The organism is Acinetobacter sp. 809848 (assembly GCF_000581275.1).
GTDB classification, from domain to species: Bacteria; Pseudomonadota; Gammaproteobacteria; order Pseudomonadales; family Moraxellaceae; genus Acinetobacter; species Acinetobacter pittii.
In genome coordinates, this window is record NZ_JEXG01000008.1 from 117,950 (window position 1) to 128,784 (window position 10,835).

The following is a 10,835-nucleotide window of genomic DNA, read 5'->3' on the forward strand; positions in this document are numbered from 1 at the left end:
TGAGGATTTAAATGACTAAACCACCATATCATGATGATCAAGCGTCATTTTCCGCACCCATTGAAGATTTGCAAGTGCGAATTACATTTTTGGATGATTTAGTTGAACAATTAAATCAACAACTCGCTATTCAGACTCAGGAAATAGCTGATTTGAAAAAACAAATGCAATTTCTTTATCAACGTGTGGAATCTTCGGATTTATCAGAAGGTATTGCACCTTTTGATCCATTAACGAATAAACCTCCCCACTATTAATAAAAAGGCAAGTTCGATACTTGCCTTTTTATTTGGGAATATTTTCAATTTTGTTTAAAAACCTTGTAAGACGATCTTACCTTTTGTTGTACCACTTTCAATTTGCTGATGAACTCGTTTTAAATTTTCAGCATTAATTGGACTTATAACCTCGGTTACGGTTGTTTTGATTTTTCCTTCGTCAACCAGCTTGCTGACTTCATTTAATAGTTCACTTTGTTTTGCCATATCTTCAGTCTGGAACATTGAACGTGTAAACATAAACTCCCAATGCACCGATACAGACTTCGATTTAAACGGTTTGATATCTAACTGTTCAGGATCATCAATGAGCCCAAAACGGCCTTGCGGTGCAATCAACTCTACAATATCTGCTAAATGCTGATCTGTTTGAGTAGTCGAGAACACATATAAAGGTGCAGTTAAACCTAATTGTTTAATTTGGGCTGCTAAAGGTTGACGATGATCTAACACATAATCTGCTCCAAGTTGCTTAACCCAGTCTTGAGTTTCTGCTCGTGAAGCTGTTGCAATAATTGTTAGGTTAGTCAGCTGTTTAAGAAGTTGAATGGTGATTGAGCCAACACCACCAGCTCCACCAATCACTAATATTGTTGTGTTTTCTGGCGCGTTCTTTGGAACTTGCAGGCGATCAAATAACATCTCCCAAGCCGTGATTGCAGTTAAAGGGAGAGCTGCAGCCTCGGTTACTTCTAAAGTTTTTGGTTTATGGCCAACAATGCGTTCATCAACGAGTTGTAATTCGCTATTACTACCTTGACGATTAAGAGCACCTGCATACCAAACGATATCGTCAATCTTAAATTGAGTAACTTTATCTCCAATCGCTTCAACGATACCTACTGCGTCCCAGCCAAGCGTTTTCCACTGATTATTCTCAGGGTTTACATTCTTTCGAATTTTAGTATCTACCGGATTTACTGAGACAGCTTGTACACGAACAAGTAAATCGTGTCCTTCAGCAATAGGTGCATCGAGTTCAATATCAACGAGTGCTTCTGGCGATGTAATGGGACCAGCTTTTTGATATGCCACAGCTTTCATAATTATCATTCCTCTTGTTGAGAGTTTGATCATAACGTAAGCTTAAAATAAGTGACTACAGACAAATAACGCTCATAGTGTCAAAAAGGATACTGTAAAATGGCAAAAGCAAGACACTCAAGTTTTGATTGCTCTCCAGGTTGTTCAGTGGAGGCTGCGATTAGCTTGATTGATGGGAAATGGAAATGCGTCATTCTTTGGCATTTATTTAATGAAGGCACCTTGAGGTTTAACGAAATTCGAAAGCGTGTTCCGAGTATTACCCAAAGAATGCTGACAAATCAGCTACGTGAATTGGAACAAGATGGAATTATTCATCGGGAAGTCTATCCTCAGGTACCACCTAAAGTAGAATACTGCCTGACTGATTTGGGACAAAGTCTTGAGAAAATTCTGTTTGCTTTAAAACAGTGGGGGGATGCTCATATTGACCAGTTTGGAAAGCTGACACTTGTTAATGGCCATCCGGATCCTTAATTATATTTGTGTTCGCTCATCACAATTTGCACTGTGAAATCTGGCTATTTTTAAGCTTGTCCCTGTATCGGGCATTATTTTTATGATGAAACTTGCGTTTTCTGGTCAGCTTATGCAACTCTAATAAAAGAGATTAATAGGTTTTGCTATGGACAATATGGGAATTTGGGTTACCGTTATCATTGTTCTTTTCGTACTAGGCTCCATTTTTGGTTTAAGAGTGAGCCCACGTGAAAAGGCACTTGGTATTATGCGTGATAAAGCTCGTAAAATGGGTTTACACCCACGTGTAATCGTTGCACCTGAATGGACACATGTCCCCATGGCGACTGAAAAGCGTGCCAGCATGGTTGCTTATTATAGTGTATTGATTCCCGATGCCCGTTTATCTTTAATGCGTGCTCGCGTTATAGACGGCAAATTAAAAGTGGTTCAAGGTGATGAGAAATTTAATGATTCTCCCATTGCATTAAAAGGGATTTATGCTATTGATATGCAGGCAAACTGTGTAGGGCTTTATTGGGATGAGGAATCAGACCTGAGAGCAACACAATTAGATGAGATGAAGGCTTATCTGTTGAACTTGGCTAAAGCCTGATTTTTAAATTTATTGGTATAGGAATAACATTTTATATGGCGAATACCTCGCGCTCTGCATCTCAAAGCACAGCATCTACTGCACCTGCTGCACATAAACGTGCCTTAGTGATTGTGGAGTCGCCTGCCAAAGCGAAAACCATCAATAAATATCTGGGTTCGCAATACATTGTAAAGTCTTCTGTAGGTCACGTACGTGATTTGCCAACAGGTGGCAGCAAATCAACTGAGAAAAAGCCGGCTGCCCGGACGAAACTCACTGAAGCAGAAAAAGAACAAAAAGCCAGTCAGGCTTTAGTTAATCGTATGGGGGTTGATCCTGAACATGGTTGGGAAGCTCATTACGAAGTTCTGCCAGGTAAGGAAAATGTTGTTGCTGAACTAAAAAAACTCGCCAAAGATGCCGATGCAATCTATCTCGCAACGGACTTGGATAGAGAAGGGGAAGCCATTGCTTGGCACCTAAGAGAAGTTATTGGTGGTGATGACAGTCGTTATCATCGCGTGGTATTTAACGAAATTACTAAAAATGCCATTCAAGAAGCATTTAAACAACCTACGCGTCTAGATTTAAACCGAGTTAATGCACAGCAAGCACGCCGTTTCTTAGACCGTGTTGTTGGCTTTATGGTTTCACCATTACTTTGGGAAAAGATTGCCCGTGGTTTATCGGCAGGTCGTGTACAGTCTGTAGCGGTGAAACTGGTTGTAGAGCGTGAAAGAGAAATTCGTGCTTTTATTCCGGAAGAATACTGGCAAGTTTTTGCAGACACGCAAGCCAAGAAAGATGACATTCGTCTTGAAGCAGTTAAGCAAGCTGGTAAAACCCTTAAACTGAAAAATAAAGCTGAAACTGATGCTTTATTGGATGTTTTAAAAGGTGCTGAATATAAAGTTGCACAGCGTGAAGATAAACCGACTAAGGTAAATCCAAGCGCACCATATATCACTTCAACGCTGCAACAAGCTGCAAGTACACGTTTAGGTTTTTCTGTAAAGAAAACCATGATGCTGGCACAGCGTCTATATGAAGCAGGTTTTATTACCTATATGCGTACTGACTCAACGTTCTTGAGTGATGATGCAGTAAGCATGGTACGTGCTCATATTGAAAGCCAATTTGGTGAGAAATATTTACCGGCGAAGCCAAACCGCTATGGTAACAAAGCCGGTGCTCAAGAAGCCCATGAAGCAATTCGTCCTTCTAATGTTGCGCTTACAGGTGACCAACTTGCAGGTGTAGAGCGTGATGCTCAGCGTTTGTATGATTTGATTTGGCGTCAGTTTGTTGCTTGTCAAATGACTCCAGCAGAATATTTATCTTCAACTTTAACGGTTGAAGCTGCAAATGTTGAATTGAAGGCAAAAGGCCGTACGCTTGTATTTGATGGTTTTACACGAGTGCGTGGTGCCAACAAGTCGGATGACGATATTATTTTGCCTGCAATTAAAGTAGGTGAAATTTTAAAATTAGAGAAGTTAGACCCAAGTCAGCACTTTACTAAACCACCTGCACGTTTTACTGAAGCATCTTTGGTTAAAGAACTTGAAAAACGTAGTATTGGTCGTCCTTCGACTTATGCAGCGATTATTTCTACGATTCAAGAACGTGGCTACGTTAAGTTAGAAAACCGTCGTCTTTTCGCCGAAAAAATGGGTGAAATTGTCACGGATCGACTTGATGAAAGTTTCAATAACTTGATGAACTATGCCTTTACCGCAGACCTTGAAGGGCAACTCGATAAAGTTGCAACAGGTGAGCGTAACTGGAAAGAGTTACTTGATACTTTCTATGGTGACTTCAAGAAACGTCTTACCAATGCTCAGGGCGAGCACGGCATGCGCCGTAACCAACCAGTTGAAGTGCCAGCGGTACATTGTCCTGAATGTTCACGTCCAATGCAGATTCGTACAGGTACAACAGGTGTATTCTTAGGATGTTCTGGCTATAACTTGCCACCTAAAGAGCGTTGTAAAGGTACTTTAAACTTAACACCAGTTGAGTCCTTAGCTGCTCTTTCTGATGATGATGGTGCTGAAACCGCAGATTTGATGTCAAAACATCGTTGTGCAAAATGTGGCACAGCCATGGACAGCTACGTGATTGATGGTGGTCGTAAACTACATGTATGTGGTAACAACCCTGACTGTGACGGTTTTGAGCTTGAAGAAGGTGAGTTCAAGATTAAAGGCTACGATGGCCCAACCATTCCGTGTGATAAATGTGATGGTGAAATGCAGCTTAAGACTGGTCGTTTTGGTCCGTATTTCGCTTGTACAAGCTGTGACAATACTCGTAAAGTCTTGAAGAGTGGTCAGCCTGCACCTCCACGTGTAGAACCGATCAAGATGGAACATTTGCGCTCAACAAAGCATGATGACTATTTCGTGTTGCGTGATGGTGCTGCTGGTTTATTCTTGGCTGCAAGTAAATTCCCGAAAATTCGTGAAACACGTGCGCCAAAAGTTGCGGAATTGCGTAGTGTTGCCGCTCAGCTTGATCCTAAATATCAATTTATTTTACAAGCGCCAGACGTAGACCCTGAAGGTAATCCGACAGTTGTGAAATTCAGTCGTAAGAATCAATCACAATATGTAGGCTCAGAAACTCCAGAAGGTAAACAAACCAAATGGAGCCTAATTTATCAAAATGGTAAATGGGTTGAGGGCTAATTAAGTCCACAATAAAAAATGCTAGCTCAGCTAGCATTTTTTATATCTAAAACAATAAAAGAAAATTTTTAAATGTATGGGGAAAAAGAATGTGGAAAAACATTCGAGTTTTATGTTTGTTAATTATTTTACTGATTGTTGCTGTTCAAGCATGGCGAGATCAAAACCAAGACTGGAATCAACCTATTGTTGTCGTTTTACATCCTATTAATGCAGATGGTTTTCAGACAACGCAGAGCTATATTCATCAGTTGCAATACACTGATTTTGAGAGAATAAGAAATTATTTGGCAGAATGGTCGCAACACTATCGTGGTCAATCAGGAAACTTTGTAATTCGTTTAGGTCAGCCATTACAGCAACGACCTCCTGAGGTTCCTCAAAATGCCAATATCTTTCATGTGATGTGGTGGAGTTTAAAGTTTCGTTTTTATGCATGGCGACATCAACAACCTGAAGACAATGGGGCATCACTTAAACTTTACTTAAACTATTACGATCCTAATTATCAAAAAGTTTTGATCCATTCGACTGCTTTGGAAAAAGGTCGTATTGGTAGTGTGAATTTATTTGCGACTAAAACACAAGCTTCCCAAAATCAGGTTGTGATTGTTCATGAGCTATTACATGGCTTTGGGGCACAAGACAAATATGATTTAAAAACTGGTCAACCGCTTTATCCTCTAGGTTACGCGCACCCTGAAAAAGTGCCTTTATATCCGCAAACTGACGCTGAAATCATGGGTGGTCGAACACCATTATCTGAGCAGAGCAGTAAAATGCCGAATGGTTTAGATGAAACGATAATAGGTTTACCTACAGCTCAAGAAATTGGTTGGGTGAAATAAAATTGTGGATAAATACTGCTTTATCCACATTAATTGATAAGAAACGATGCAGATCTTATACAGACAAAAAATGTGAAGTGGATCACTATTATTAGGTAGATGAAATTCTAATACCTGATAATAAGAGTGGCCATGATGAAAACTGTCGGTAATGATTTGGTGCGTAATCAGTTACATGCTGATCGTAAGTGGTATTTGATATTAGGCTTTGTGCTTATTGGCTTCGGTCTGATTTTGTTTAGTTCATTACCATTTGCGACCTTTTCTGTGGTTTTTTTATTTGGAATACTCATGATGGTCGGAGGTGTTTTACATCTTGTCGCGGCCATTAGTGTTTTTAAAGGTGCAAGCCGTTGGTTATGGGCACTTTTTGGTGTGCTTTATCTAATGGCGGGCTACTATGCTTTTTCTACTCCCGTAACAACAGCCGTAGTTTTGACGAGCTTATTATCAATAGCACTGATTATTGCCGGAGCTATACGTACAGTAAACGCGATTTTACTTAAACCAATTACTGGGTGGGGTTGGACCTTATTTTCAGGATTATTAACACTCGCTACAGGTATTTTGATTTTGGTTTCTAAAGATTCACCTTTTTGGGTGTTAGGCATGTTCCTTGCCATAGATATCTTATTCCAAGGAATTAATTTTCTAGGTTTGGCTTCTGCGATTAAGCATCTGCCATCTAGTTCAAAAACAGTATCTTAAATAATATTGTTGAATCAAAGAGCACTTTAGGTGCTCTTTTTGTTTTTAGGACGAACAGACGCATCAGTGGTTGGGTCTGTTAAACTATGTCTTGGTGTTTTAGCGATATGTGTTATGAGTCTTGCAAAATTAATTAATGAACTAAATGCTCAGCAAAAAAAAGCAGCCACGACGTCTGCGCAGAACTGTTTAGTTTTAGCAGGTGCTGGCTGTGGCAAGACTAAGACGATTGTTGCCCGTGCTGCCTATTTAATTGATCAAGGCTTACCAGCAAACCAAATTCAGATTTTAACGTTTACTCGACGTGCTGCGAGTGAAATTGTTGCAAGAGTAGAGCAGCATGTAGGAGCACAGGCAAAGGGTCTAAGAGCTTCAACTTTTCATACTTTTTGTATGTATTTACTGCGCCGTAATCCACAAGCTTTTGGCTTAAATCAATTTAGTATTATTGATCGTGATGATCAGTTGCTGATGTTCCGTTTATTAAGAGGTAAAGACAAAGATAATGTTTTACCTAAAGCGGCAGAGCTGTGTGATCTATATTCCTATGCAAGAAATACTCAATCTAAGCTTTCTGAAGCATTAATCAAACAGCTTCCAGATGCATATGAGCATAAAACTCAAATTGCTGAGTTGATGAAAACTTATGAGCAACGTAAAAGAGAGCGTAATTTTTTAGATTACGACGATATCTTGTCGATTGTGGCTGTTCATTTACAAAACTCAGAAGCGTTAACCAATTGGGTTGCAGGTTTTTGTCAGGCATTGCTAGTTGATGAAATGCAAGATACAAACCCTTTGCAATGGGCTTTATTGCAGCCCTTAATTGGTAAAGTGAAGTTATTTTGCGTGGGTGATGATGCGCAGTCCATTTATGGCTTTCGTGGAGCAGACTTTGAAAATATTCATTCTTTTAAAGAACGAATACCTGATGCAGAAGTACTTACACTTGCTTTAAATTATCGCTCGACTCAAGAAATTCTAGATTTATCAAATTGGTTGTTGGCACATAGCCCAATCGATTATCAAAAACAGCTACAAGCACATCGTGGCCAAGGGCAAAAGCCACAGCTACATTTGTTTGGTAATGAGTTTGAAGAAGCAAACTGGATTGCACAAGATTTAATAACGCGGCATCAGCAAGGTGCAAACTGGCATGACCATATGGTCTTAGTCCGTTCTGGCTATAGTGCCCGATATCTAGAAGGGGCTTTTATTGCGGCTGAAATACCCTATCGTTTTATTGGTGGGGTAAAGCTTCTTGAGTCGGCTCATGTAAAAGATGTACTGAGCCTGTTACGTATTGTGAGTAACCCTCACGATGATTTGGCTTGGATGCGTTTTTTAACCTTGTGGGATGGGATCGGTGATGTTGGTGCCAGTAAGTTAGCCCAAGAGCTGATGGGAATTGTTGATGTCGAGGAGCGCTGTCAGCGACTTGAACGCCATGGCAAGGTACCTCTAAAAGCGATTTTAATTTTAAAACAACTAGATGTATTACAGCAGCATGTCGAGGCAAGTATTGGCTTGGCTCTCGATGCTTTAGGTGAGCAGCTAGAGCAAAATTATAAAACTAAAGATTGGTCGCGCCGTTTAAAAGACTTTGATTTGGTTAAGCAACTTGCACGCAAACATGCGTCGTTAGGTGAATTCCTTGAAGAATATGTGCTTGAACCGATTTCAGTTTCTGAAATTGAAAAAGCTGCTGATCAAGATTTAGTGACTTTAATTACGATTCATTCAGCTAAGGGTGCCGAACAGAAAGTTTGTTATGTACCTCACGTATCGCCAAATCAATATCCTTATGCAAGAGCACAGGGGGATTTTGATGATGTTGAGGAAGAGCGCCGTGTGCTGTATGTCGCCTTAACGCGTGCTGAAAATGAATTAATCTTGACGAAGCAAAATCTTAATACGTGGTCGCAAGACATCTATGATGAGCAAGGTCGTAAAATTGAGAGTTATTTCTTAAATGATCTGCCTGCACACTTGGTTCAAGCAAAAATTCATAGGCAAGTACCTCAGCAATTTACTAAAAAACAATGGAACAGATCTCCTGCAGTAAATTTAGGTTTTGGTATCGATCTGGACTAAACTACTGTATAAGACGCTGTGATTACTTAAATGTATATTGGCCTTCCCTTTTATTGCCAATTAAGGTTAGAAAATGAAGATATTAGTTCGTAATTTAGATCGTGCTGTAAGTGAAGCTGAAGTTTTAGAGTTATTCAAGGCATATGGTAAAGTTGATACATGTGTTCTGGTGACTGATAAAGATACAGGTAAGTCGAAGGGCTTTGGTTTTGTTGAAATGCCTAATCCCCGTGAAGCGATTAAGGCAATTAAAGGCTTAAATACGCTTAAAGTTAAAGGCTATGGAATTCGAGTTAAAGCAGCCGAAGAATAAGTTTTCCTGGTGAAAAGACAATTTTTAGCTCTCTCGATTGTAACGCCGAATGGTACTCGTATTGCTGAAGGTATAAAAACACTTGAAGTGCGTTCATGGATACCTACGCAGTTACCAGTGAAAGATCTATTAATTGTCGAAAACCAGAACTTTCTGGTTAAAGATACTGATGAAGAGGAAGGAGTTGCTGTCGCTTTAGTTGATGTCGACCTCAGTTCATACTTGGCGAAATGACGAGGTCAATTTAGCCTGTGCATCTGCTTGGAGTGAAGGCTATTTTGCTTGGGTTTTAAGTAATATTCGCCCTTTAAGGCAGCCAGTAAAAATTTTAGCTAAACGTAAAATTTATCAAGTTGAGCTGGATTTACCATAAATAACGTTGATTTTATCAATGGAGTCGTTAAGCTAAGAATAGCTATTGCAATGGCGATTTTAGAACAGGAAAGTTTAGTTATGTCACGTGTTGCTCGTTATCATGCCGATCGTACCAATCAGAAGCTCTATTTTGCACGTCTAGCGTGTCAACAGGCAGAGCAGACCGATCATGTGCAGCAGGTACAAGCTTACCGTGAAGCAGCTGTATTTCATTTACATGGCGCAATGTTAGCGTTCTTACAAGAATTGGTACGTTATTACCGTTTAAATGATTTGCAACCCACCTTAAAATCTATTGAGGAACATATGGCGGCAAAAGGACAGGTTTCCCCTGAAGTGTCCGTTTTGCAGCAATTGGCAAAAGATGGTTTTGTTGCAGAGTTAAAACGAGCTTATCGTATGTGCCAATACGCCCCAGAACCAAAAGAACCGACTCCTGAAGAAGAAACTTCTTCTAACCTTATTATTAAAGTGACACAAGGGCCTCAGTCTTGGTTGCCAGATGTTAAAATCTTGCGTGAATGGCACCGAGAATTAAGTCATTTAATTGATGGTTTTCGTAACGAAATGGTCGAGTTCTAAAATTAAACTGCCTAGATGCTTGAAATTTAGACTAGGTGTGCCTATATAAATAAGACAAGAGATGCAAAGTGCAAGGGTGCTTTGCCACCATGTTGAAACATGGAGGAAGTATATGTCTATACAGCAATTGAAAGAGTTATTTGGAAATCAAGAAGCAGTGTTGGAATTAGTTCAACTCGAAGGTGGCGAACTCGCCTTGCGTAATGCAGGTTCTGAGAATGAACCCTTGGTTAAAATTCAATTTAGCGATGAAGTCAAAGCAATCTTGGGTGAGCAGACTCCAGTTGTTGCTCAGCATATGATTCAGGCTGCATTATTTGGACTGCTGGAAAAGCAGGTAAACGAGTGGCAGGCTGAGGTATTAGACGAACAGCCTAAATTCTTGAGTTAAAAAAAGCGTACTCTTGAGTACGCTTTTTATATGGGTTAATGAATTGTTGACTGATGAGCAAGCTCGATCTGATTTAAGATGTGGTGACTCATATTCTTTGCCATTTCTTCTTTTGCATAGAACACTTCGCCAATATTTTCATCACGGATAACCGCTGCTTCTTCTTTGCTTTCTGCGCAAATTAATACCTGAATCTGAGGATTTAATTGCTTGGCAATCGCCACGATACGGTGAATATCTAAAATATCCATAGGTGAGATTACCAAGAGTCGTGCATGCATGATATGTGCTTGAATTAAAACACTTGGTTCAGTAGCAACACCACTCACAGCAGCAATATTTGCGTTACGTAGTTTTTCTACGATTTCACGATTCTCTTCTGCAATAACGACCTTAATATTCTCATTAATTAAATTTTCAGTAATGCGTCGTCCTACACCGCCATATCCCACAAT

Annotated in this window: 12 protein-coding genes and 1 pseudogene; 11 read left to right on the top strand and 2 right to left on the bottom strand. The window is 39.9% G+C overall.

Going from position 1 to position 10,835, the window contains the following annotated elements; genetic code table 11:
• Nucleotides 1-11 precede the first annotated feature (11 nt).
• Nucleotides 12-257, top strand: coding sequence for a SlyX family protein (locus J536_RS11030; RefSeq protein ID WP_002115104.1), 246 nt, complete (start codon nucleotides 12-14; stop codon nucleotides 255-257).
• A gap of 54 nt (nucleotides 258-311) precedes the next feature.
• Here J536_RS11030 and J536_RS11035 read toward each other — a convergent pair whose 3' ends face one another.
• Nucleotides 312-1,322, bottom strand: a complete 1,011-nt coding sequence (locus J536_RS11035; protein WP_032056251.1) for a zinc-binding alcohol dehydrogenase family protein — start codon at nucleotides 1,320-1,322, stop codon at nucleotides 312-314.
• 99 nt (nucleotides 1,323-1,421) lie between these two features.
• On the opposite strand from J536_RS11035, the gene J536_RS11040 reads away from it, so the two are divergent.
• The 10 genes and pseudogenes from J536_RS11040 (at nucleotide 1,422) to J536_RS11080 (ending at nucleotide 10,380) form a co-directional block, all read left to right on the top strand.
• Nucleotides 1,422-1,799 carry a winged helix-turn-helix transcriptional regulator gene (locus tag J536_RS11040; RefSeq protein WP_002115061.1) on the top strand — a complete coding sequence of 126 codons (378 nt, stop codon included), beginning with the start codon at nucleotides 1,422-1,424 and terminating at the stop codon, nucleotides 1,797-1,799.
• A gap of 148 nt (nucleotides 1,800-1,947) precedes the next feature.
• Nucleotides 1,948-2,397, top strand: a complete 450-nt coding sequence (locus J536_RS11045; RefSeq protein ID WP_004842579.1) for a hypothetical protein — start codon at nucleotides 1,948-1,950, stop codon at nucleotides 2,395-2,397.
• Between the two features lie 35 nt (nucleotides 2,398-2,432).
• Nucleotides 2,433-5,069, top strand: coding sequence for a type I DNA topoisomerase (topA, locus tag J536_RS11050; protein ID WP_002115027.1), 2,637 nt, complete (start codon nucleotides 2,433-2,435; stop codon nucleotides 5,067-5,069).
• Between the two features lie 89 nt (nucleotides 5,070-5,158).
• On the top strand, nucleotides 5,159-5,917 hold the full coding sequence (locus J536_RS11055; RefSeq protein WP_032062913.1) for a hypothetical protein: 759 nt from the start codon (nucleotides 5,159-5,161) through the stop codon (nucleotides 5,915-5,917).
• A 126-nt stretch (nucleotides 5,918-6,043) separates the two neighbouring features.
• Nucleotides 6,044-6,625, top strand: a complete 582-nt coding sequence (locus J536_RS11060) for an HdeD family acid-resistance protein (protein WP_014208303.1) — start codon at nucleotides 6,044-6,046, stop codon at nucleotides 6,623-6,625.
• Nucleotides 6,626-6,739: 114 nt separating this feature from the next.
• Nucleotides 6,740-8,719 carry an ATP-dependent helicase gene (locus J536_RS11065; RefSeq protein ID WP_032062914.1) on the top strand — a complete coding sequence of 660 codons (1,980 nt, stop codon included), beginning with the start codon at nucleotides 6,740-6,742 and terminating at the stop codon, nucleotides 8,717-8,719.
• A gap of 73 nt (nucleotides 8,720-8,792) precedes the next feature.
• The gene (locus tag J536_RS11070; RefSeq protein ID WP_002115113.1) at nucleotides 8,793-9,032 is read left to right on the top strand and encodes an RNA recognition motif domain-containing protein; all 240 of its coding nucleotides are present in this window, start codon (nucleotides 8,793-8,795) and stop codon (nucleotides 9,030-9,032) included.
• A 9-nt stretch (nucleotides 9,033-9,041) separates the two neighbouring features.
• Nucleotides 9,042-9,405, top strand: a pseudogene (locus tag J536_RS26145) (ASCH domain-containing protein).
• Nucleotides 9,406-9,485: 80 nt separating this feature from the next.
• Nucleotides 9,486-9,989, top strand: coding sequence for a DUF6586 family protein (locus J536_RS11075; protein WP_005066079.1), 504 nt, complete (start codon nucleotides 9,486-9,488; stop codon nucleotides 9,987-9,989).
• A gap of 112 nt (nucleotides 9,990-10,101) precedes the next feature.
• Entirely contained in the window at nucleotides 10,102-10,380 is a 279-nt protein-coding gene (locus J536_RS11080) for a hypothetical protein (RefSeq protein ID WP_002114792.1), read from the top strand.
• Nucleotides 10,381-10,415: 35 nt separating this feature from the next.
• On the opposite strand, the gene J536_RS11085 is transcribed toward J536_RS11080, so the two are convergent.
• The coding region (locus J536_RS11085; RefSeq protein ID WP_171071497.1) for an NAD-binding protein at nucleotides 10,416-10,835 on the bottom strand (420 nt) is incomplete at its 5' end.